Raw genomic sequence first — 21,761 nt, 5'->3', positions numbered from 1 at the left:
CCCCGGACGCAGGTCCGGGGTTTTTTTTGACCATTCTTCGTTGGCCGTTTTTTTGGCTGTTTTTTTACTGGCGCCCACCCCTGCGATGAACGCAGCGCGCAGACCTACAGGCAAAGACGCGACACGGCCGATTCCAGAAGCCAGAATCAAGCCGTCGGATCAGCTTGCCCGGGACGGCTTGGGCTTGCGGCGGCGCGCCGGCTTGGGCGGATAAGGGTCGGGCAGACCGGCCAATGCCGCCAGATGGCGCTCATCGGCCTTGTCGAGCAGGCCGCGCGCGCGGGCCGCCTCGACCAGCTCGGGCCGCCTGGAAGCCGTCAGCTCCAGCGAGCGTTCGCGCCGCCATGCGGCGATCTGCGCATGATGGCCGCTGAGCAGCGGCGCAGGTACGGACGCGCCCTCATAGACTTCCGGGCGCGTGTAATGCGGACTGTCCAGCAAGCCGGACAGCGCATCGTTGAACGAGTCCTGCAAGGCCGAGTCGCCATCGTTGAGCACGCCGGGCAGCAGGCGCACGGCGGCATCGATGACCGCCAGCGCGGCGATCTCGCCGCCGGACAGGACGAAGTCGCCCAGCGAGATTTCCTGGGTGACGCAACGTTCGATGAAACGCTGGTCCACGCCCTCGTAGCGGCCGCAGATCAGGATCAGCCCGTCGCTAGCGGCCAGGGCCTCGGCTCCGGCCTGGTCATAGCGGCGGCCCACCGGCGCCAGCAAGGCGACCGGCGCAGGCCCAAGGCCCTGGGCAGCCCGCGCCTGCTGGGCGGCGCCGACGGCAGCCTCCAGCGGGGCGGCCATCATCACCATGCCCGGACCGCCCCCATAGGGACGGTCGTCCACGGTGCGATGGACATCATGCGTGAAGTCGCGCGGATTCCAGGCATGCAGGGACCACCGGCCCTGGGCGTGCGCCCGGCCGGTGACGCCGAGGTCGCGCACTACCCCGAACATTTCGGGAAAGAGCGTAACGACGTCGATGCGCATCAGAGGTCCAGCGGCCAGTCGCTGTCGATGCGGCGGGCGGCGAGGTCCACGGAAAGAATGTGCGCGCGTACGAACGGAACGAGCATATCGGCAGGCTTGCCCTTGGCATTGAGGATGGCTTCGGGACCATCGGCCCCTTCCCTCTGGCACAGGACCTTCAGCACGGCGTGGGCGCCGTTGTCGAAGACCTCGTCCACCACGCCGATCAGCGCGGGTTCGCCATTCGCGTTGGTATACAACGCGCAGCCGATCAGGTCGACCCAGTAGTATTCGTCTTCTTCGGGCGCGGGGAAGGACCCGCGCGAGGCCAGCACGGAATATCCGCGCAAGGCTTCGGCCAGATCGCGATCAGCAATGCCCGCCAGCTGTGCCACGACCGTGGCGCCCTGGGAACGGGATTGCAGGACCTTGTATGCGACTGGCCCAGACGCGACAACGCCCCGCGCCGATTCGGGCACAGGGCGAGTCAACCACCATTCAGAAGCCGTGAGCAGCACTTCGGCTTGCGCCGAGTGTGGCTGCACCTTGACCCAGCCTTTGATGCCGTAGGCCGCAGTGATGCGGCCCAGCTCGATCAGATCCGCAGGCGCCGCGTTGGAGGTTGCGGCAGCAGACATGTCGTGAGTATGGGTGCGTAATGGCAGCTATTGAAGCTGTAGCAGGCAGGAAAAACCGGCAGGGCTACCGCGCAGGCACTTAGGCCGCGGCGGAAACCTTGGCCGAGTAGTCCTTGACCAGACGCTCGACAGCGGGCGACAGTTGGGCGCCGTTGCTGGTCCAGTGTTGCACGCGATCCAGCGCAATGCGCAGGTTCTCGGCACCGTCATTGCCCACCGGGTTGTAGAAACCCACGCGTTCAATGAAACGGCCATCGCGACGGTTGCGCGAATCAGCAGCCACCAGGTTGTAGAACGGACGCTTCTTGGACCCACCGCGGGCCAGGCGAATCACCACCATAGGTAATCCCTTGAATTAGTTGTGAAAAACGGGAAATTCTAGCACATAAAGAAGCCAGCTGGCAAATCCAGGCGCCGAATTTCGTCGGGCGGCGCGTTTTATACGACAAACCATACGCAAAAACGCCACAGCCTTGCATTGTACAAACTCGGGCCGGAACCTGCTTGCCGCCTAGCGCCGGCGCAGGAAATGCGTGCAGCCGCCGTCCGACTCCTGCTGCGCGAGCAGCGCGTTGCCGGTCTGGCGCGAGAACGCCTGGAAGTCGCGGACCGCATTGCGGTCGGTCGTGACCACCCGCAACACCTGCCCGCTTTCCATCTGCGCCAGGGCCTTCTTGGCGCGCAGGATGGGCAAGGGGCAGGTCAGGCCGCTGGCGTCGACTTCCGCATCGAAAGCCGGCGCCTCGCCGCCCTGCCCTGCCTGTACGTCCGACGCATCCATCAGAGACGCTCTTCCACCCACTTCTGCACGCTGGCGATCGCCGCCGGCAGGGCCGCGGCATCGGTGCCGCCGCCCATGGCCATGTCCGGACGTCCGCCGCCCTTGCCGCCCACCTGGCCGGCCACGAAGCCCACCAGGTCGCCGGCCTTGACGCGGCCGGTCAGGTCGGCCGTGACGCCGCCCACCACGCTGATCTTGCCTTCGGCGCCGGTCGCCAGCAGCACGACTGCGGGCTTCAGGCGGTCCTTGAGGTTGTCGACCATGCCGCGCAGGGCCTTGGGATCGACGTCGGCGATGCTGGCGGCCAGGACCTTGATGCCCTTGACCTCGACCGCGGCGCTGGACGCCAGGTCGTTGCCGGCGCTGGCGGCCAGCTTGCTGCGCGACTGCTCCAGGTCCTTTTCCAGGGCCTTGACCTGATCCTGCACCTGCGCGATGCGCGCGGGCAGGTCGGCCGGCGTGCTGCGCAGCATGCCCGCGACCTGCGTCAGCAGCGCGTTCTGGTTCTGCACCCAGGCCAGCGCGTTGTCGCCGGTGATGGCTTCGACGCGACGCACGCCCGCGGCCACGCCGCCTTCGGACACGATCTTGAACAGGCCGATGTCGCCGGTGCGGGACACGTGGGTGCCACCGCAGAGTTCGCGCGAGAAGCCGATATCCAGCACGCGCACGGTGTCGCCGTACTTCTCGCCGAACAACGCCATGGCGCCGCCCTTGACCGCGTCGTCATAGGGCATGACCTGCGCCACGGTGGGCTGGTTGGCCAGGATCTCGGCATTGACGATGGCTTCCACGCGGGCGATCTGCTCGGCGGTCAGCGGCGCGTCCTGCGCGAAGTCGAAACGGGTCTTGTCGGGATCGACCAGCGAGCCGCGCTGCTGGACGTGGGCGCCCAGCACCTGGCGCAGCGCCTTGTGCATCAGGTGGGTGGCGGAGTGGTTGCGCACGGTGCGCGCGCGGCGCACGGCGTCGACGCGGGCCAGCAGGCTGTCGCCCACCGACAGCGTGCCCGATTCCAGAACGCCATGATGGCCGAACACGCCGGCCTGGATCTTGAGCGTATCGGCCACGGCGAAGCGCAGGCCGTCGGCTTCCAGCAAACCGGTGTCGCCGACCTGGCCGCCCGATTCGGCGTAGAACGGCGTGGCATCGAGCACCACGACCGCGCTCTGGCCGGCCTGCACCTGCTGCACCTGGGTGCCGTCCACGTACAGGGCGGTGACCTTGACGCCGCTCAGCTCGAGCTGCTCGTAGCCTTCGAAGCGCGTGTCGGCGCCTTCGTAGCTCAGGCCCTCGGCCATCTTGAACTTACCCGCGGCGCGGGCCTGATCGCGCTGGCGCTCCATGGCGGCCTCGAAGCCCGCCATGTCCACGTCGACATCGCGCTCGCGGCAGATGTCGGCGGTCAGGTCCACCGGGAAGCCGTAGGTGTCGTACAGCGTGAACAGCGTGGTGCCGTCCAGCTGGCCGCCCTTGGCCACGCCGGCCAACGCGCCGTCCAGGATGCGCATGCCGTGTTCCAGCGTTTCGCCGAAGCGCTCTTCTTCCTGCTTGAGCACCTGGGCCACGCGCTCGGCGATGGCGGCCAGCTCGGGGTAGGCTTCGCCCATCTCGGCGACCAGGTCCGGCACCAGGCGATGGAAGAAGGGCTTGGTCTGGCCCAGCTTGTAGCCGTGGCGCAGCGCGCGGCGCACGATGCGGCGCAGCACGTAGCCGCGGCCTTCGTTGCTGGGGATCACGCCGTCGACGATGAGGAACGAGCAGGCGCGGATATGGTCGGCGATGACCTTGAGGGAGTTGTCTTCCAGGTTCTTGACGCCGGTCTCGCGCGCGGCGGCGGCAATCAAGCGCTGGAACAGGTCGATTTCATAGTTCGAGTGCACGCCTTGCAGCACGGCGGCGATGCGTTCCAGGCCCATGCCGGTATCGACACAGGGACGCGGCAGGCGCGGCATGTTGCCGGCGGCGTCGCGTTCGAACTGCATGAACACCAGGTTCCAGATCTCGATGTAGCGGTCGCCGTCTTCCTCGGGCGATCCCGGGGGGCCGCCCCACACGTCCGGGCCGTGGTCGTAGAAGATTTCCGAGCACGGACCGCAGGGGCCGGTGTCGGCCATCTGCCAGAAGTTGTCGGAGGCGTAGCGCGCGCCCTTGTTGTCGCCGATGCGGATGATCCGCTCGGCCGGCACGCCGACTTCCTTGGCCCAGATGTCGTAGGCCTCGTCGTCTTCCTGGTACACCGTGACCCACAGCTTCTCGGCGGGCAGCTTGTAGACCTGGGTCAACAGCTCCCAGGCGTACGAGATGGCGTCGCGCTTGAAGTAGTCGCCGAAGCTGAAGTTGCCCAGCATCTCGAAGAACGTGTGGTGGCGCGCGGTGTAGCCCACGTTTTCCAGGTCATTGTGCTTGCCGCCGGCCCGCACGCTGCGCTGCGACGACGTCGCGCGCGAATACGAGCGCGTCTCCTTGCCCGTGAACACGTCCTTGAACTGGACCATGCCCGAGTTGGTGAAGAGCAGGGTCGGGTCGTTGCCCGGCACGAGCGACGACGAAGGAACGATGGTGTGTCCCTTGGACTTGAAGAATTGCAGGAACTGCTGGCGAATCTCGGAGGATTTCATCGTGGATGACGCGGAATTTAGGCGAATCTTTGATTATATAGAGGGTTGGCGGCAATGGAGTCCCTCCCGGGCGCTGCCGTCCGGCTCCCGACTGCGCAGCGCCGTGGCCCTCAGGCCGCCGCCCTGGAAGCGCAGTTCGGGCCAGACCCCGGGCAGCACCACGTAGGGCGCCCGGCGCACGTGGGGCAGCGGGCGCTCGCCCTCATCGTCCACGCCCAGGATGGCCGGCAGCCGGGCATCCGGAGCGAAATGCAGCCAGGTTTCGCGGCCGTCGTCGAATACCTGCATCGGCGCGACGGCCTGGTCGCCGGACAGGCGCCAGCCGAAATCGAACGGGCGCGCCGACGGCGCCGGCACCGGCCAGGCCGCCCCGTCCATGCCCGGCGGGCTTGCGCAAGCCCCAAGCCCGCCCAAGCCGGCCACGATGATGATCCACCGAAACATGCCTACCCCTCCGTCACCGGCGCGCCGGACGGCGCACGCTTGCGGGCATGATCACGGGCGGCGAAACCCGGCGCCAGACTGGCATGTACGGAGGGACGGATTGATCCCCGTGCCGTCGCGTCTGGTGACGGCACAAGCCGGAAAGACGCGGCCCGGCAATGGCTGGCCGCCACGCCCGGCACGTCGGCAGGGCGTAAAAAAGCCCGGTCCGAGGACCGGGCCTTGCCTGAAGCGACCGCCGGACGGCGCCGCGATCAGCGTTGCGTGGCGATGGTGCGCGCCTGGTTGGCGGCGTTGTTCAGCGCGGCCATCGGCGGGGTCTTGCCTTCGAACGCGTCGGTCAGCTGCTGGTTCAGCACCGGTTCGATACGCGTGTAGTTCGCCATGCGGAAACCGCGGCTGTTGGCGGCCGGACGGGCGCTCATGGAAGCGATCACGGCTTGCGCGCCGGGAATGCTCTTGTAGAACGACACATCGGAGGCACGGAACGCGGCCTCGGTCAGCGGCAGGTAGCCGGTGCGCTGGTGCCATTCGGCGGCGACCACGGGCTTGGACAGCCAGGCCAGGAACTGGGCCGTGGCCTTTTCCTGGTCCTTCGGATGGCCTTCCATCGCCCACAGGGCCGAGCCGCTGACGAAGGGCTGGCCGCCATTGCTGGTGGCCTGGTCATAGTACGGCAGCGGCGCGACGCCGAAGGACAGCGACTTGGTCGCCAGGAACTGGCCGAACGAACCGGAATTGGACGTCAGCACCGCGCACTCGCCCTTGGCGAACAGCTTGTCGGCGCCGTTGTCGGCCGTATGCGCCATGAACAGCAGCGAACGCTTCCAGCTCACCATCAGCGAGATGTGGCGCATGTAGAGCGTGTCGAATTGCATGGTCGGCGCCGGCGTCTTCTTGGTGACGGCGTCCAGGCCATTGTTGTTGCTGGTGAACAGCTGGCCGTTCACGGGCGCCAGGTTCTCAAGGTGCACCGCGACCTGGTCGCTGGAGGCATAGGGACAGTCGATGTCGGCCACGTCGCGCAGCTTGAGCAGCTCGCCCTGCAGGGTGGACCAGGTGCGGGCGGGCTTCTGCGGATCCAGGCCGGCCTTCTTGTAGGCGGCGGTGTTGTAGAACATCACCGGTATTTCGGCCATCCAGGGGAAGGCCAGCAGGCGGCCCTTGCCGTCGCGCACGAAGCTGCTGGTGGCGGGCACGTACCAGTTCAGGTCCTTGATCGGATACTTGGCCAGCAGCTCGTACATCGGCATCACGGCCTTGTGCTCGGCCACGACTTCGGGCGAACGGTTGTCGGCCAGTTGCAGCAGGTTGGGGGCCTTCTTGGCCTTGACCGCGGCGGTCGTCTCCTGCTGCAGCTGCGCCTGCGAGGCGAAGGCGCGCAGCGTGACGCTGACCTGGTCCTGCTCCTTGTTGTATTGCTTGGCCAGCTTCTCGAACTCGGCCTTGTTCGCGTCGGTCAGCGTATGCCAGACCTGGATTTCCACGGGGGCGGCATGCGCCACGCCCGCGGCCGCCATGGCGGCGCCAAAGACCCATGCCCGCCGGCTGGCGAACATCGCGCGGGCAACGCCCGCCAATTGCAGTTTCTTCATAGGTTCACAGACCAAGGAAAGGAAATTCCGGTTCAGGCTGGCGCCCGCTGACCACGTCAGCCAGGGCCCGGCCCGAGCCAACACCCATCGTCCAGCCGAGCGTACCGTGTCCCGTGTTGACATACAAATTGGGGATACGGCTGCGGCCGATGATGGGCACGTTGGAAGGCGTGGACGGGCGCAGGCCCGACCAATAGCCGACGCGCTCGAAATCGAGCGCGTCGGGAAAAAGTTCGCGGGCGAGGCGGGTGAGCGCCTCGCAACGCGCGGTGTTCAGGCCACGGGAATAGCCCGACAGTTCGGCCGTGCCGGCCATGCGCAGCCGGTCGCCCAGCCGCGAGAAGACGATCTTATGGCTGCTGTCCGTCAGGCTGACCACGGGCGCGGCATCGGGCCTGACGATCGGGAAGGTCGCCGAATAGCCCTTGGCCGGATAGACGTTGCACGGGATGCCCAGCGGACGCAGCATGGCGGGGCTGAAGCTGCCCATCGCCACCACGTAGGCGTCGGCCGACAGCGTGCCGTAGCGGCCATCCGGATCGATCAGCTCGACGCCCTGCACGTTGCCGCCGGCGGTGAGCAGCCGGGTGGCCTGGGTGTTGTAGCGGAACTCGACGCCCGCCCGCGCGCAATGCTCGGCCAGCGCGACCGTGAACAGGTGCACGTCGCCGCTTTCGTCTTCCGGGGTGTAGTCGCCGCCGACGATGGTGTTGCGGTGCGGCGCCAGCGCGGGCTCGATGGCGACGACCTCGTCGGCCGACACCACGCGGCGCTCGACGCCGAAGTCGCGCATCAGTCCGGCGGCGCGCTGGGAGTTTTCGAATTCCTGCGGATCGCGATAGAAGTTCAGGATGCCGCGCTCCAGATGGTCGTACTGGATGCCCAGGTCGGCGCGCATGGCGCGCAGCGTGGCGCGGCTGTATTCGGCCATGCGGACCATGGCGCGGATGTTGGGCGCCAGCCTGCCGGGCAGGCACTCGCGCAGGAACGCCAGGCCCCACATCCATTGACGCCAGTCGAGTTGCGGGCGAAACAGCAGCGGCGCGTCTTCCTGGAACATCCACTTCAACAGCTTGAACGGCGCCTGGGGATTGGCCCAGGGTTCGGCGTAGGACACCGAGATCTGCGCGCCGTTGGCCAGGCTGGTTTCCTGGGCGGGGCCGGTGCAGCGGTCGATCACCACGACGTCGTGGCCCGCCTGGCTCAGCCACCAGGCGCTGGAAATTCCGATGATGCCGCTACCCAATACCGCTACTTTCATGCCCGCATTGCTCCATGCGCGGAGTCTGGCGTCGGACCCGATGTCCGCGCGCCGCTCCAGGCCGCTGCCGAAATGACACTGCAGTTTACTCCGGCGGCCTGCCGCCGCCTACGATGCCCGCAGGCAAAAATTGGGGCGGAATCCGACAGCCCGGCTCCGGCCTGCCTGATCCGCCCCTTGCACCCGGCCGGCCAGGCCCGGCTCAGCCGGCGGCCTTGGCCAGATCGGCTTCCGAGGTGAAGGCGTCGGCGTAGAACTCTTCCGCCGGCAGGCCGCACTGGACGCTGAATTCGCGCCGCGCCGCGTCCACCATCAAGGGCGTGCCGCAAGCATAGACCTGGTGGCCCGACATATCGGCGATGTCCTGCATCACGGCCTCGTGCACGAAGCCGGTGCGGCCCGTCCAGCCGTCTTCCTGCAGCGCGTTGGAAACCACGGGCACGTAGCGGAATCCGGGCAGCGCCTCGGTCCACGACTGCGCCAGCGCGTCCATGTACAGATCCTGCGGACGACGGCCGCCCCAGTACAGCGACACCGGACGCTGGATGTTCTTGTGGATCATGTGCTCGACGATGGCCTTGACCGGCGCGAAGCCGGTGCCGCTGGCCAGCAGCACCACCGGCTTGTCGCTGTCCTCGCGCAGGAAGAAGGAGCCGAACGGCCCTTCCAGGCGCAGGATCTCGCGCTCTTTCATCTGCGTGGCGCCGGCGCCGAACACATGGTCAGTGAACAGGCCGCCGGGCATGTGGCGGATGTGCAGCTCCAGCGGGCTGCCGGTGTGCGGCGCGCCGGCCATGGAATAGCTGCGGCGGCGGCCGTCCTTCAGGATGACTTCGACGTACTGGCCCGCGTAGTAGCGGAACTGCTCGGAGGCCGGCAGTTGCAGCTTGAGCACGGTGACGTCGGGCGCGGCGCGCTCCATCGTCTGCACGCGCGAGGGCAGCTTGCGGATCTGGATGTCGCTGGCCAGGCGGACCTCGGTGGATTCCACCACCAGGTCGGACTCGGGCCGCGCCTGGCAGAACAGCGTATAGCCGTCGGCCAGTTCTTCGGGCGACAGGATCTGCGCGGGGTACTGGCCGGCGTCGAACTCCCCGGACACCACCTTGCCCTTGCAGGTGGAGCAGGCGCCGTTGCGGCAGCTGTAGGGCAGCACGATGCCCGCGGCCAGGGCCGCGTCGAGCACGGTCTGGCCGGGCTCGACCGGGAACTGGTGCTTGCTGGGTTGGATGATGACCTGGAAGCTCATGGCATGAAACAGTATGGGGTTGACGGGGCGCGCCATCGCGCGCGTCCCGCCCGGCCCGGCCTCAGGCCGGGAACTTGCGGATTTCCTTGACGCGGTTGGCGTCGTCCACCAGCACGACCTTCGGCTTGTGCGTCGCGGAGTCTTCCTCGGACATGGGGCCGTAGGTGCAGATGATCATCAGGTCGCCCACCTGGGCGCGGCGGGCGGCGGCGCCGTTCAGCGAGATCGCGCCGCTGCCGCGGGCGGCCTTGATGATGTAGGTGTCGAAGCGCTCGCCGTTATTGACGTTGTAGAGCTCGATGCGCTCGAACTCGCGCATGCCGGCAGCGTCCAGCAGGTCCTCGTCGATGCCGCAAGACCCCTCGTAATGCAGGTCGGCTTCGGTGACGGTGACGCGGTGCAGCTTGGCCCGCAGCATGATGCGTTGCATGGTAGAAAATATCCTGGTTTCGCGGCCCGGAGCGCGAAGTGATGCAAGGATCCCGTCCTGGCGGCCAGCTTCGGCCAGCGACGCCCGGAACGGGACGGAAGGACGACGGCGCCCGGTTTTGCCGTCGAAAGCCGGTATTCTATAATTTTTGCCGCTGCGGGACGGCCCGCGGCTGCGCGCGATCAAACAAGCCGCGCATCCTGTCCCGGGGACGACCCCATCGCGCCGGCGGCGCGCCGGCAATCGGCGCATCGGTCATGCCGGCGCGGCTTTTGTAGGAGTCGTCATGACTTGGATCATCCTGGTACTCGCGGGCCTGTTTGAAGTCGTCTGGGCCGTGGGCCTGAAATACACGCACGGATTCACCCGCCTCGTCCCCTCGCTCGTCACCGTGGCCGGCATGGCCATCAGCTTCTGGCTGCTGGCCCTGGCCATGAAGACACTGCCGCTGGGCACCGCCTACGCCATCTGGGTAGGCATCGGCACCATCGGCGCCTTCATCGCCGGCATCGTCCTGTTCGGGGAATCCACCAGCTGGATGCGCATCGTCAGCGTGGGACTGATCGTGCTGGGGCTGGTCGGCCTGAAGCTGTCGTCGGCCTGATGCCCATCCGGCCCTGATCCCGGGGCGCGCCCGGCGGCCATGTCCGCCGGGCGCCTAGAAATCCAGCTCGATCGCCACCGCGTCGCCCACCTTCAGCCGCGCCTGCGCCGGCGCGTCCAGGATGGCGTTCTGGCCGAACACCACGCCGATGTCCAGGTTGCGGTAGGTCGCCAGCGTGCGGCCCGGCTCGTCGAACTGCTGCGCGCTGCGCTGGTCGATGTCCGGAATCGAGCAGCGGGTGCAGGGCTTGACGAACGCCATGCGCACGTCCGCCGCCTCGATCAGCGCGGTGTGGTCCTCTTCGAACGCCTCCCACTCCCCCTGCACCACGATATTGGGCCGGAACCGGTCCATCGGCACCTCGGCCACGCCCTTGGCGCGCAGCCGGGCGTTCAGGTCGTCCAGCGAGGCCTGGTTGGCCACCAGCAGCGGAAAGCCGTCGGCGAAACCGAAATGATGGTCACCCGAGAAACGCTCGGACTCGTCCGGATGCGCGTCCAGCCAGCGCGACACCCAATCGGTCTTGGCCGGTCGGCGCGCGGCGGGGTCGACCTTGTACAGGCGACAGGGCGTGCCCAGGAAATCCGAGAACCAGCGGCCGGCGGCGGCGCTTTCGCGCAGCGCGGGCAGGCTGTCCTTCCAGACGGTGACGGTTTCACTGCCCGCTTCCAGGCCGGAGCCGTCCAGCGCGATCAGCAGGTCGGCCATGTCGGGCGCCGACACGCGCAGCGCGCCGTCGCCGATCGCGGTGCGGATCAGCGCCATGCGCGGCCACTGGCGCTGCGTCATGAACTGCCCGCTGCCGTCGATCAGCATCCAGCGCCGGTCGTGCGCCAGCCCCGCGCGGTCGATCGGCGATTCGCTCAGATCGATGCCGGCGCAGGATTTGATGGGATAGATATGCAGGCTGAGGATGCGGGCGGACATGGCGCGGATGGCGAGGGGTGAAAGTCGCCAGAGCATAGCGGAAGGCCGAAAAAAAGCCCAGGCCGCGGCCTGGGCTGCGCGCGCCGGCGCTCCACGAAGGAGATGCCGGCGCGCCGATCGCGGCGCCATCCTGCCTCAAGCGCCGACCAGCTTGAGCGCGTCCAGCGGCGTGACCGCCTTGAAGGCCTTGCGCGTGGCGATGTGCTCGGGCCTTGGCGTCAGGCCGTACTTCGGCGGCCCCAGCGTGTTCTCCATGCTGTTGTAGACCATGAATACGTTGGCGCGCGGCCAGGGCGAGATGTTGCTGTTGGAGCCGTGCATGGTGTTGCAATCGAAGAACACCACCGATCCGGCCTTGGCCGTCATGGCCTGGATGCCGCCCTGCTCCACCAGCAGCTGCAGGCTGACCGGATCCGGCACGCCATACTCCTGCTTCTTGAGCGACTGCTTGTAGTGCTCGTTGGGCGTCTGGCCGACGCAGGAAATGAACTGCCGGTGCGAACCCGGCACCAGCATCAACGGGCCGTTGTTGGCGTTGTTGTCGGTCAGCAGCACCGAGCAGCTCAGCGCCCGCATGGCGGGCATGCCGTCCTCGACGTGCCAGGTCTCGAAGTCCGAATGCCAGTAGAACTCCTTGCCCTTGAAGCCCGGCTTCATGTTGGCGCGCGACTGGTGCACGTACACCTCGGACCCGAGGATCTGGCGCGCCACGTTGACCAGGCGCGGATCGCGCGTCAGGCGCGCCAGCACGGGGTTGAGCACATGCACCATGAAGATCGAGCGCACGGCGTTGCTGCCCGGCTCGGTGATGGCCTCTTCGCGCCGCATGATGGACGGGTCGCGCGTCATGCGCTCGACCTCGGCCGCCAGGGCGCGGACCTCGCCGGGCGACAGCAGGTCTTCCAGCAGCAGGAAGCCGTCGCGTTCGTACTGTTCCAGTTGCGCGGCACCCAGGGCGTCGGCGTAATGGCCGTCGCCGTGGACCACCGGATCCTGGCGGGAAATGATGGCGGAACCGCGATCCGTACGCGAGGCGTACGGATCTTGCGCAGGTGAAATCATGTTCGCCTCCTTGTTCAGGCCGCGACCGCGTCGGCGCCCGCCTCGGGCAGCGCATAGACGCCGTCCTTGTCGTGCACCTCCTGGCCGGTCAGCGGCGGATTGAATACGCAGATGACGCGCAGCGGCTCCTTGCCGCCGCACAGCCAGTGCTCGTCATGCTCGTTCAGGGCGTAGACCACGCCCGGCTCGAGCGCGTAGGTCTTGCCGTCGGCGATGGTCTGGATCGAGCCGTCGCCCTCGACGCACCAGACCGCTTCCAGGTGGTTCTTGTAGTGGATGTGCGTGCGGCCGCCCGGGAAGATCGTGGTTTCATGGAATGAAAATCCCATGCCGTCCTTTTTCAGCAGCACGCGGCGGCTGACCCAGGTGTCCGTGCGGACTTCGTCCGCCGTTCCGATCACGTCCTTGACATTGCGTACGATCATCCGCGTTTACCTCCAAATTTCAGGATGCGGGCGGACTGCCCGTCTTCTTCGGCCAGCGCCTCGGACACGCTGGCCTCGATCACTTCCAGGCCGCGCATCAGCAGGCCTTCCTCGATGGTGAGCGCGGGCAGCAGCTTGAGCACTTCATCGTGCGCGCCCGAGGTCTCGATGACCACGCCCTTGCCGAAGGCGCGCTTGGCGATGCGGTTGGCCAGCGCCGGCGACGCGTTGGACACCAGACCCTGGATCAGGCCGCGACCGCGCACCGACAGGCCGGCGTTGGGAAAGCTGTGGACCAGGTTTTCCAGCCAGTCGCGCACCAGGCTTTCCTTGCGCTGGATCTCGGCGCTGAAGGCGGCGTTGGTCCAGTAGGTTTCCAGCGCCTGCGTGGCGGTGACGAAGGCCAGGTTGTTGCCGCGGAACGTGCCGCTGTGGGCGCCCGGCTTCCAGACGTCCAGCTCGGGCTTCATCAGCACCAGCGACATGGGCAGGCCGAAACCCGACAGCGACTTCGACAGCGTGATGATGTCCGGCCGGATGCCGGCGGCCTCGAAGCTGAAGAAGGTGCCGGTGCGGCCGCAGCCGACCTGGATGTCGTCCACGATCAGCAGCATGTCGTGCCGCTGGCAGAGCTTGGCCAGCTCCTTGAGCCAGCGCAGCGTGGCGACGTTCACGCCGCCCTCGCCCTGCACGGTCTCGACGATCACGGCGGCCGGCTTGTCCAGGCCGCTGCTGGGGTCGTCCAGCATGCGCTCCAGATAGGCCATGGTGTCCACGTCGGGACCGAAGTAACCGTCATACGGCATGAAGCTGGTATTGGCCAGCGCGTAGCCCGCCGCGTCGCGGAACTTCATGTTCGCGGTCGCCGCCAGCGAGCCGCCGCTCACGCCATGAAAGCCATGCGTGAACGACACCACATTGGGACGGCCCTTGACCTGGCGCGCGATCTTCAGCGCCGCCTCGACCGCGTTGGTGCCGGTAGGCCCGGTGAACTGCAGCGTGTACTGCCAGTTGCGCGGCTTGAGCAGCACGCGGTCCACGGTTTCCAGGAACGCCTTCTTGGCGCTGGTGGCCATGTCCAGGCCATGCACCACGCCGTCGGCGCGCACGTAGTCCAGCAGCTTTTCCTTGAGGACAGGATTGTTGTGGCCATAGTTCAGCGTGCCGGCGCCGCTGAAGAAGTCTATGTACTCGGTGCCCTCCTCGTCGATCAGCGTCGAGCCCCTGGCCTGGCTGAATATCACGGGGAACGACCGGATGTAGCCCCTTACTTCCGACTCCATCCGGTCAAAGATTTTCAAGTCCATGTGATCAATCCTCCCTTTCAGATCATGAGTTGACAGACGGCCTGCTCCCGCCCGGACACGCCTCGCGGCGGCCGGACCGTCAGAACCATCCCGGTTATGGCAGGGCGCGCGCCCCGCCCGCCTACGGGGCGGGCAAGGTGAACGGGCCTATCCTCAACAGCATCTCGTCGTCGTGGTCCGCGCCGCCGAACAATTGCCGATCGAAGAACGGCTGTTCGCTGACGTGGGCGCCCAGCTCCGCGGCCAGGCCGGCGAAGCTGCGGCGCGAAGCCTGGTTGTCAGGCCCCACCGTGGTTTCGAGATGACGAACATGCTCCAGTCCCTTGCGCCGCAAGAGTGCTCTGAGCATGGCGCGGCCTAACCGATGGCCGCGTGCGCGGGCGTGCACCGCGACCTGCCAGACGAACAGGACGTCGGGCCGGTCGGGCAGCACATAAGCGGAGATAAAACCGTCGATGCGTCCTCCGGCGCTTTCAGCCAGGACGCAGGTGTCGCTGAAATGCTCAGCCAGGAGCAAGTACGCGTAGAGGGAATTGAGGTCGAGCGGCGGGCACTCGGAGATGAGGCGGTGCAGGGCGGCGCCGTCCTTGCGGCTGGGCGGGCGCATCTGCTGCGTCCCGCCGCAAGCCGCCGGCGCCACGGCACTTGAGAGGATGGGGGTTTCCTGTGTGGTATCGATCATACGACCAGTCCGGATTCGGGAGGCGCGCCGCCGGTGGGCACCTCGAGGATGGGAGAAGAGGGATCGGCGTGCGGCTCGACGGCGGCCGCGTGTCCGTCCTGCTCCATCAAGGCCACGATGCGCTCCAGCGACAGCGTGATGGTGGCCTGCTCCAGTTCCGGCAGCGCGTTCAGCGCGTCCGCCAGGTGTTTCTGCAGCGGCGACGGCGCGTCCTTGGCCAGCGCGCGTCCGGCTTCGGTCGCGGTGACGAACACGATGCGGCGGTCTTCGCGGCCGCGCTCGCGCCGGATCAGCCCCTTGTCTTCCAGGCGGTCCAGGATGCCGACCACGGTGCTGGGGCTGACGTGGATCTCGCGGCTGATCGCCGTGGCCGTCAGCGGCCCGTTGGCGATCACGGTGCGCAGGCACATGAGCTGCGGCGCGGTGATGTGGCTCACCGCCGACAGCTGCCGCGAATGCAGGGCGATCGAGCGCGTAATGCGGCGCAATGCACGCAGGATGCGCAGGTCGTATTGCTGCGAGGGATCGGTTACGGTCTGTTTATTCATGACTGAATCAGTTCAGTTAAATTAATTTCTGTACGAATGATATGGACGCATACACCCCCTGTCAAACGGGTTTCCCCGGATTTTGTAATCAAATCCGCCCGCCTTCCGCCCTGCTTTCCCTGGCAATTCCCGCGACCGGCGCGCGTTACATTTCCTCAGAAAAATCCGTCTGATCTGGCTGCGGCGCATAACGGCGCAAGGATTGAATAAAACAATTGTTTTTTATACCAAGCCATAAGTATCATTTGTTTTATTCATCCTTTCTGCCCTGCCATGGCCGCCACGCTTCAAGACCATCTGCGCCACGTGCTGCCCAGCCTGCCCGCCGAACTCCAGCGGGCCGCGCGCTGGGCGCTGGACAATCCCGCCGAAGTCGGCCTGTGGTCCATGCGGCGCCAGGCCCAGGCCGTGGGCGTGGCGCCCGCCACCATGCTGCGCATGGCGCGCGCCGCGGGCTGCGACAGCTATGAAGCCTTCCGCGCGCCCTTCCAGCACGCGCTGACCCAGCATATGGAGGCGGGCTGGCGCGACCGTGCCGCGCGCTTGCAGGCGCGGCGCGCCGACACGCCCGCCATCGACGCGCAGGCTGCCCTCACCCGCTGGCAGACCTCGGCGCTGGAATCCATCGGCGCCGCCAACGCCCCCGCCGCCTTCGACGAGGCCGCCGCCACGCTGCTGGTGGCCCGCCAAGCCGGTTTCCTGGGCACGCGCTCGGCCTTCGGCATCGCGTTCCAGATGCGCTACGCCTATCAGATGCTGCGCCGGAACGGCATGTTGATCGGCGGCCTGGGCGGCGCCTCGTCCGACGAGGCCGACAGCCTCGGCGCGGGCGACGCGCTGGTGGTGGTGACCCAGGCGCCCTACGCCGCGGCCACGCTGGAACTGGCGCGGCTGGCGGCCGGACGCGGCGCGGCCGTGATCGCGCTGACCGATGCGCCCGCCAGCCCGATCGTTCCGTTCGCCCGTCACGTCCTGCGCTTCGCGCGTCCCGAGGACGCGCCTGGCGACGCCGCCGGCCCGGCCTCGTTCTTCCACAGCACGGCCGGTCTGCTCGGCCTGGCCGAACACCTGATCGCGCGCGTCGCCGTGCTGGGCGGCGACGACGTGCTGCAACGGCTGTCCGAAATCGAATCGCGCCAGCGCGCCGACGGCGTCTACTGGACCGACGCACCCAGCGGCCGCGCGCGACGCTGAATACGCCCACCATCCCCGCTTCATTACCTCCACCCTGACCGGAACCTGCGCCATGACCAGCACCCGAGTTTTCCATCGCTCCCTGCGCGCCACGCCCCCCGTCGCCGTGCGCGGCCAGGGCGCCTGGCTGTACGACCAATCCGGCCGCGCCTACCTGGACGGCTCGGGCGGCGCGGCGGTGTCCTGCCTGGGACACAACCATCCCGACGTGCTGGCCGCCATGCACGCGCAGATCGACGCGCTGGCCTACGCGCACACCAGCTTCTTCACCACCGAGGCCGCCGAATCGCTGGCCGCCATGCTGGTCGAGGACGCCCCCGCCGGCACGTCGCACGCCTATTTCGTCTCCGGCGGCTCCGAAGCCATCGAGGCCGCGCTGAAGATGGCGCGCCAGTACTACGTGGAAATCGGACAGCCCGGCCGCCGCCATATCGTCGCGCGCCGCCAGAGCTATCACGGCAACACGCTGGGGGCGCTGGCAGTCGGCGGCAACGCCTGGCGGCGGGCGCAGTTCGCCCCCTTGCTGATCGAGGTCGAGCATGTCTCGCCCTGCTATGCCTATCGTGACCAGCGCGAGGGCGAAAGCGAGGAGCAATACGCGGCGCGCCTGGCGGACGAACTGGAACAGACCTTCCAGCGGCTGGGACCGGACAGCGTCATGGCCTTCGTGGCCGAGCCGGTGGTCGGCGCCACCCTGGGCGCGGTCCCGGCCGTGTCCACGTATTTCCGCCGCATCCGCGAAGTCTGCGACCGCCATGGCGTGCTGCTGATCGCCGATGAGGTCATGTGCGGCATGGGGCGCAGCGGCACGCTGTACGCGGTGGAGCAGGAAGGCATCACGCCCGACCTCATCACCATCGCCAAGGGCCTGGGCGGCGGCTACCAGCCGATTGGCGCGGTCATGGCGCAGGAGCGCATCGTGCGCGCCATCGAACAGGGTTCGGGCTTCTTCCAGCACGGCCACACCTACCTGGGCCACGCCACCGCCTGCGCCGCCGCGCTGGCGGTGCAGCAGGTCATCCGCCGCGACGGCCTGCTCGAGCGCGTGCGCGCGCAAGGCGCCGGGTTGCGCCAGCGCCTGGAACAGGCATTCGGCGACCATCCGCATGTGGGCGACATCCGTGGCCGCGGCCTGTTCATGGGCCTGGAGCTGGTCACCGACCGCGCCAGCAAGCAGACCTTCGATCCGGCGCTGTCGCTGCACGCCCGCGTCAAGCGCGAGGCCATGGCGCGCGGCCTGATGGTCTATCCGATGGGCGGCACCATCGACGGCCGCCACGGCGACCATGTACTGCTGGCCCCGCCCTTCATCGTCTCGGACGACGAACTGGACCAGCTGACGGAGCGCCTGGCCGGAGCGATCGACGCCGCGATCGCGCAGGCGCGCGGCTGAGCGCGGACGGCCTGCGGCGGATCCGGCCACGGGCGCGCCTGGCCGGCAGGCTCGGCGGCAGCGACAACGAAACGGGGCGCCATTCCGGCGCCCCGCGGGCCCTCATCGTTACTTCCGCCGCTCAAGCCGCGCTGCGGCCATCCGGCGTCCGGCGCCATTGCGGCCAGGCGCCCACCGTCAGCGCGCGCAGGAACCACTCCACCGGCCCGTAGGCATGACGGCGCATCCACCAGGCCGACACCGCCGTCTGCGCCAGGAAAATCACCAGCGCCAGCCCGCCGGCCTCCAGCGGCGACCACAAACCCATCTGGCGCGCGCCCCAGGCCGTGAACACCAGCGCGCAGACCACGGACTGCATCAGGTAGTTGGTCAACGCCATCCGGCCCGCCGGCGCCAGCCATGCCGAGATCCGTGCGCCCATGCGGGAACGCAGCATCAACAGGAAGGCGCAGGCATAGCTCATGGTCAGCAGCGGCGACGTGAACAGGCCCACGGCCAGGCCCGGCAACTCCCAGGACGGCCCGGCCACCGAAGGCAGCGCGCCCCAGGCATAGAAGGCCGCGCCAGCCAGGCCCGGCAGCAGGCCCAGCGCCAGCAAAAGTCCCAGCGCGCGCGGCTGGCGCCACGGATCTTCCAGCGCCTGCCGCCGTCCCAGCGCGTAGCCGACCAGGAACATGGCGAAGGCGTAAGGCCCCTGCACCAGCAGCAGCACGACCCAGACATACTCGACGAGTTCCTTGGCGTGCTGCCCGATCACGGAACCGACCGTGCCCCGGTAGGCTTGCAGGGCGGAGAGCACGTCGGCCTGCGCTTGCGCCGCGACCTCGGGGCCCGGCGGGTCCAGCAGGCTCAACCCGGCCAGCACCGCCCAGGCGGCCGAGGCGAGCCCGATGAGCCACAGCGCCAGTCGCAACGCGCGGGCGGGCTCAAGGTTGCGGCAGCAAAGCAGCAGCAGGCCCAGGATGGCGTAGGTCAGCAGGATGTCGCCGTGGTAGAACAGCACGGCATGCGCCGCGCCCAGCACGGCCAGGCCCGCCAGCCGCCGCAGGAAGCGCGGCAGGAAGGCCGCCTGGCTGCGCTCGGCAGCCGCCATCTGCAGGGTGAAGCTGTAGCCGAACAGGAACGAGAACAGCAGATAGAACTTGGTCTCGAACAGCAGGCCGAAGACCCAGCTGGCCGCGAGATCCAGCGGGCGTCCGAACGCGGGATCGACCACGCCGCTGCCGTAGTACGGCGAGGCGAACACGCCGATATTGACGACCAGGATGCCGAACAGCGCGAAGCCCCGGAGCGCATCCACCTGCTGCAGCCGGGCGGATCTGGCCACAACCGGGGCGGCACTCATTTGCGACCTCCGGCGGCGGTTTCGGACGGCAGATAACGGGCCAGCGCGCTCTCGAGCAGACGGCGGCCGGCCTTGGAGTCAAACCCGGGATCGACCACACGGCGGCTGAAAATGCCGTCCAGCAGCAACAGGATCATGTCGGCCATTTCATCCGGGGGCTGCGGCGGCGCTTCGCCACTCGCCTTGCCCCAGGCCGATGCCAGCATCGCCGTCAAGCCCTGCTTGCGCTCGGCCTCGTTGGCGATGACCAGCGCATGCACCGCAGGATTGCGCACCGCCTCGGCCAGCACTTCCATGCCCAGACGCACATAGGACGGATCCAGGTACAGCAGCACCTGCTCGGCCACCCAGCCGCGTGCCGCGGCGCGGGCGTCGGGCGAGGCGCAGGCCGCCTGGATGACTTCCCTCGTGGTCTCGGTATCCGCCGCGATCAGGGCCTCGACGATGTCGGCCTTGCTGCGGTAGTAGTGGAACAGGTTGCCAGGGCTCATGCCCGCGCGCTCGCAGATCAGGGCGGTCGAGGTGCCGTGGAAACCGTGCTCCGCGAAGCAATGCGCGGCGGCCTCCAGGATGTGGCGGCGCCGCTCCTGCTGCTTGATGGGGTCGACTTTGCGCATGGGGAATCAATTAATAGATAAATCAGTCTATTAATTAAAAACCAGGTGGCGCGCTTTCGTCAACCGCTCATATCCTGACGTTGCGTCCCGCCGGCAGCGCCACGAACAACTCGACGATCAGGATCCCCGCCAGCATCAGGACCGGAACGTTCCAGTCCCCGGTCTTCTGGTAAAGATACCCGACGGACAAGGGTCCGGCCATCGCGATCAGATAGCCCACGGTCTGCGCCATCGCCGAGATTCGCGTAGCGGTGTCGATGCTCGCGCTCTTGGCGATGAACAGAAACGCGCCCAGCGACAGACTGCCCCCCTGTCCGAACCCCAGCAGCATGGCCCAGAACAGCGCCGACCCCGCTGGCGCATACAACAGGCCCAGCGTGCCTGCCAGGCACATCGATATCGTCACGGCGATATGCGGCCGCTGATCGTCCCGGCGCGATGCCGACAACGGCAGCAGGAAGCTGCCCGCCATCAGACTGAGCTGCGACAGGGAAAACACCAGCGCCGCGCTCTCCTGCGTCATGCCCCGATCCATCAGGATGGTCGGCATCCACGGCAGGAACACGTACAGGTTGAGGACCTGCAGACCGAAGAACAGCGTGATCGACCATGCCGTCCGGTTGCGATAGACCTGCGCCACGGCGCCGGCAGGCGCGCCCGGCGGCTTGCCCGCGCCAGCCGCTTGCCTGGCTTGCGGCAGCCAGACCAGCAGGGCCAGCAGCGCCGGCGCCGCCCACAACCCCAGCGAACGGTAGGCCGCCTCGCTGTCCGCCCCCATCCACCGGAACAAGGGAAAGGACGCGCCGGCGCCCAGCACGGCGCCGGCTCCCAGCATCAGCGCATAGACGCCCATCACCATGCCCATGCGCCGCGCCCCGAAGCGTTTGCGCGCCAGCGCCGGCATGATCACGTTCATCACGGCAATGCCCGCGCCGCCCAGGACGGTGCCCAGGATGAGCGCCGTCTCGCCAAATCCGCGCAGGCCGCAGCCCAGGGTCAGCAAGGCCAGCGCGAACAGCAAGGCCCGTTCCTCGCCCAATGCCTGCCGCAGCCTCACGCCGGGAATGGAGAAGACGCCCAGCAGCAGCAACGGCAGGGTCGTCACCAGCAACGTGGACGCGAAGCCTAGCGCCAGGTCCTGCAGCAGCGGCCCGACGGTGGCGAAGATCAGCCGCAGATTCAAGGAGACCAGGATGAAACCCAGCCACAATAGCGGCAGACCGGAGGCCTCCCGCGACGGCGGATCGTTCGCCGCCACGGCCGGATGCAGACGCTCATCACGCATCATGTCCTCCGCGCGTCGAGGGGTTGCGCAGCGCGCCGGCCCGCCTGGGCCCGCCACGCGCGACCGGCGGCGCCGGAGGCCGGCGGAAAGGGTTGTGTTGCTTCATGCTTCTGCTCTCTCAAGTAGGTCTGTACGCGTAGGTCCGCATGCAATGCCGCGACGATGACCGTGGCCGCTCATGGGCGCCATGACGTGACGGCAAGCCGGCGACGGCTTGCGCGGCGCCCGACTCATCCGGCTGGCGACGCCTGCCGGATCGCCACGCGGCACCGCTCCGGATCACTATAGAATCCGCTTGAGAATGGATATCATTAAAGACTTAGGCGATCCGGATTCCTGCTTGCGCATTCCGGAGCGCCATGCCGGACCACGGCGATCGAACGCACAGGA

22 protein-coding genes are annotated in these 21,761 nt (G+C 67.7%); 3 read left to right on the top strand and 19 right to left on the bottom strand.

Annotation, left to right across the window (positions count from 1 at the left end; translation table 11 throughout):
* Window positions 1-159: 159 nt before the first annotated feature.
* From trmD to panD, 10 genes are all read right to left on the bottom strand, one after another.
* Complete coding sequence (gene trmD / locus KDH83_RS02055; RefSeq protein WP_212312482.1) at window positions 160-984, bottom strand: tRNA (guanosine(37)-N1)-methyltransferase TrmD; 825 nt, start codon at window positions 982-984, stop codon at window positions 160-162.
* The gene (rimM, locus tag KDH83_RS02050) at window positions 984-1,601 is read right to left on the bottom strand and encodes a ribosome maturation factor RimM (protein ID WP_212312480.1); all 618 of its coding nucleotides are present in this window, start codon (window positions 1,599-1,601) and stop codon (window positions 984-986) included. The genes trmD and rimM overlap by 1 nt, the downstream gene beginning before the upstream one ends.
* A gap of 79 nt (window positions 1,602-1,680) precedes the next feature.
* A complete protein-coding gene (rpsP, locus tag KDH83_RS02045; RefSeq protein ID WP_103275338.1) occupies window positions 1,681-1,941 on the bottom strand; it encodes a 30S ribosomal protein S16 in 261 nt (86 codons plus the stop codon).
* 171 nt (window positions 1,942-2,112) lie between these two features.
* Window positions 2,113-2,382 carry a sulfurtransferase TusA family protein gene (locus tag KDH83_RS02040; RefSeq protein ID WP_212312478.1) on the bottom strand — a complete coding sequence of 90 codons (270 nt, stop codon included), beginning with the start codon at window positions 2,380-2,382 and terminating at the stop codon, window positions 2,113-2,115.
* The gene (alaS, locus tag KDH83_RS02035; protein WP_212312477.1) at window positions 2,382-5,003 is read right to left on the bottom strand and encodes an alanine--tRNA ligase; all 2,622 of its coding nucleotides are present in this window, start codon (window positions 5,001-5,003) and stop codon (window positions 2,382-2,384) included. Before alaS ends, KDH83_RS02040 begins: the two co-directional genes overlap by 1 nt.
* Window positions 5,004-5,036: 33 nt before the next feature.
* On the bottom strand, window positions 5,037-5,447 hold the full coding sequence (locus KDH83_RS02030) for a TrbG/VirB9 family P-type conjugative transfer protein (protein ID WP_212312476.1): 411 nt from the start codon (window positions 5,445-5,447) through the stop codon (window positions 5,037-5,039).
* Window positions 5,448-5,701: 254 nt separating this feature from the next.
* Complete coding sequence (locus KDH83_RS02025) at window positions 5,702-7,042, bottom strand: extracellular solute-binding protein (protein ID WP_212312475.1); 1,341 nt, start codon at window positions 7,040-7,042, stop codon at window positions 5,702-5,704.
* A 4-nt stretch (window positions 7,043-7,046) separates the two neighbouring features.
* On the bottom strand, window positions 7,047-8,303 hold the full coding sequence (locus tag KDH83_RS02020) for a D-amino acid dehydrogenase (RefSeq protein ID WP_212312474.1): 1,257 nt from the start codon (window positions 8,301-8,303) through the stop codon (window positions 7,047-7,049).
* A 202-nt stretch (window positions 8,304-8,505) separates the two neighbouring features.
* A complete protein-coding gene (locus tag KDH83_RS02015) occupies window positions 8,506-9,552 on the bottom strand; it encodes a CDP-6-deoxy-delta-3,4-glucoseen reductase (RefSeq protein WP_212312473.1) in 1,047 nt (348 codons plus the stop codon).
* A 61-nt stretch (window positions 9,553-9,613) separates the two neighbouring features.
* Window positions 9,614-9,982 carry an aspartate 1-decarboxylase gene (panD, locus tag KDH83_RS02010; protein ID WP_212312472.1) on the bottom strand — a complete coding sequence of 123 codons (369 nt, stop codon included), beginning with the start codon at window positions 9,980-9,982 and terminating at the stop codon, window positions 9,614-9,616.
* Window positions 9,983-10,268: 286 nt separating this feature from the next.
* Here panD and sugE point away from each other — a divergent pair, with 286 nt between their 5' ends.
* On the top strand, window positions 10,269-10,586 hold the full coding sequence (gene sugE / locus KDH83_RS02005; RefSeq protein WP_212312470.1) for a quaternary ammonium compound efflux SMR transporter SugE: 318 nt from the start codon (window positions 10,269-10,271) through the stop codon (window positions 10,584-10,586).
* 54 nt (window positions 10,587-10,640) lie between these two features.
* Here sugE and KDH83_RS02000 read toward each other — a convergent pair whose 3' ends face one another.
* The 6 genes from KDH83_RS02000 to KDH83_RS01975 form a co-directional block, all read right to left on the bottom strand.
* Window positions 10,641-11,513, bottom strand: a complete 873-nt coding sequence (locus KDH83_RS02000) for an MOSC N-terminal beta barrel domain-containing protein (protein WP_212312468.1) — start codon at window positions 11,511-11,513, stop codon at window positions 10,641-10,643.
* A 135-nt stretch (window positions 11,514-11,648) separates the two neighbouring features.
* Window positions 11,649-12,575, bottom strand: coding sequence for an ectoine hydroxylase (gene thpD / locus KDH83_RS01995; protein ID WP_212312467.1), 927 nt, complete (start codon window positions 12,573-12,575; stop codon window positions 11,649-11,651).
* Between the two features lie 14 nt (window positions 12,576-12,589).
* Window positions 12,590-13,000 (bottom strand): ectoine synthase, encoded by a 411-nt coding sequence (locus tag KDH83_RS01990; RefSeq protein WP_103275348.1) that lies wholly within the window; start codon window positions 12,998-13,000, stop codon window positions 12,590-12,592.
* The gene (gene ectB, locus KDH83_RS01985) at window positions 12,997-14,307 is read right to left on the bottom strand and encodes a diaminobutyrate--2-oxoglutarate transaminase (RefSeq protein WP_212312466.1); all 1,311 of its coding nucleotides are present in this window, start codon (window positions 14,305-14,307) and stop codon (window positions 12,997-12,999) included. The genes KDH83_RS01990 and ectB overlap by 4 nt, the downstream gene beginning before the upstream one ends.
* 121 nt (window positions 14,308-14,428) lie before the next feature.
* Window positions 14,429-14,989 (bottom strand): diaminobutyrate acetyltransferase, encoded by a 561-nt coding sequence (ectA, locus tag KDH83_RS01980; RefSeq protein ID WP_212312465.1) that lies wholly within the window; start codon window positions 14,987-14,989, stop codon window positions 14,429-14,431.
* A complete protein-coding gene (locus KDH83_RS01975; protein ID WP_212312464.1) occupies window positions 14,986-15,537 on the bottom strand; it encodes a MarR family transcriptional regulator in 552 nt (183 codons plus the stop codon). Before KDH83_RS01975 ends, ectA begins: the two co-directional genes overlap by 4 nt.
* Before the next feature lie 273 nt (window positions 15,538-15,810).
* On the opposite strand from KDH83_RS01975, the gene KDH83_RS01970 reads away from it, so the two are divergent.
* Together KDH83_RS01970 and KDH83_RS01965 are read left to right on the top strand one after the other, a co-directional pair.
* Window positions 15,811-16,731: a MurR/RpiR family transcriptional regulator gene (locus KDH83_RS01970; protein WP_212312463.1), complete on the top strand. Its 921-nt coding sequence runs from the start codon at window positions 15,811-15,813 to the stop codon at window positions 16,729-16,731.
* 52 nt (window positions 16,732-16,783) lie between these two features.
* Window positions 16,784-18,124, top strand: a complete 1,341-nt coding sequence (locus tag KDH83_RS01965) for an aspartate aminotransferase family protein (protein WP_212312462.1) — start codon at window positions 16,784-16,786, stop codon at window positions 18,122-18,124.
* A gap of 121 nt (window positions 18,125-18,245) precedes the next feature.
* Here KDH83_RS01965 and KDH83_RS01960 read toward each other — a convergent pair whose 3' ends face one another.
* The 3 genes from KDH83_RS01960 to KDH83_RS01950 all read right to left on the bottom strand — a co-directional run bounded on the left by KDH83_RS01960 (window position 18,246) and on the right by KDH83_RS01950 (window position 21,371).
* On the bottom strand, window positions 18,246-19,469 hold the full coding sequence (locus KDH83_RS01960; protein WP_212312460.1) for a DUF418 domain-containing protein: 1,224 nt from the start codon (window positions 19,467-19,469) through the stop codon (window positions 18,246-18,248).
* A complete protein-coding gene (locus KDH83_RS01955; protein WP_212312458.1) occupies window positions 19,466-20,086 on the bottom strand; it encodes a TetR/AcrR family transcriptional regulator in 621 nt (206 codons plus the stop codon). Before KDH83_RS01955 ends, KDH83_RS01960 begins: the two co-directional genes overlap by 4 nt.
* Before the next feature lie 67 nt (window positions 20,087-20,153).
* Window positions 20,154-21,371, bottom strand: coding sequence for an MFS transporter (locus KDH83_RS01950; protein ID WP_212312456.1), 1,218 nt, complete (start codon window positions 21,369-21,371; stop codon window positions 20,154-20,156).
* Window positions 21,372-21,761: the final 390 nt, after the last annotated feature.

The sequence above is a fragment of the Achromobacter sp. Marseille-Q0513 genome, from assembly GCF_018195695.1.
In the GTDB taxonomy this organism is placed as follows: Bacteria; Pseudomonadota; Gammaproteobacteria; order Burkholderiales; family Burkholderiaceae_B; genus Achromobacter.
The sequence above is the reverse complement of the archived record's forward strand: the minus strand, read 5'-3'. Positions and strand labels throughout refer to the sequence as shown.